The following is a 515-nucleotide window of genomic DNA, read 5'->3' on the forward strand; positions in this document are numbered from 1 at the left end:
ATTATAACATAATTAAAAGGGGGACTGATTATTTATCTCTCGTCATTGGCCTTTTTTAAAGCAAAACTGATGAAAATATTTTGTAGATATTTTTTTAAAATGTATTTTTGTTGTTTTTTTAGACTCTTTTAATCTTTAATGATAAAAATTGTTGATGATGTTTTTTTTGACAATTTAAAATGGAAAAAATCTTAAAAAACCTTATTGAATAACAGATAAATCTTCATTCCTAGAAAAAAATCATTTTTAATATATTTTTACTATAATGAAAAAAAGTTTGTAAGTTGTTTCATTATAGTGAATTTTCCAAGTCTTCTTTGTTAATGGTTTTTTTTCTAACGATTCATTAACTATTTTTTTAATTTCTACATCAATAGCTTGTTTATCCGACAAAACGAAATCTTGCACAGGTCACTAAACCCGTAATAGAAGCGATTTTGGAAGCGTTGATGTATTGTTTGCGGTGTTGATACCATAATTTGGTGCGTTGATTTAAGTTTTTGATTCTCATAATA

1 pseudogene is annotated in these 515 nt (G+C 24.9%); it reads right to left on the bottom strand.

Features of this window, described 5'->3' with window-relative positions:
- Positions 1–415: 415 nt before the first annotated feature.
- Positions 416–511: pseudogene (locus tag RI01_RS03920) on the bottom strand (endonuclease); the annotation flags it as partial.
- Between the last annotated feature and the right edge of the window lie 4 nt (positions 512–515).

The sequence above is a fragment of the Italian clover phyllody phytoplasma str. MA1 genome (assembly GCF_000300695.1).
Classification (GTDB): Bacteria; Bacillota_I; Bacilli_A; order Acholeplasmatales; family Acholeplasmataceae; genus Phytoplasma.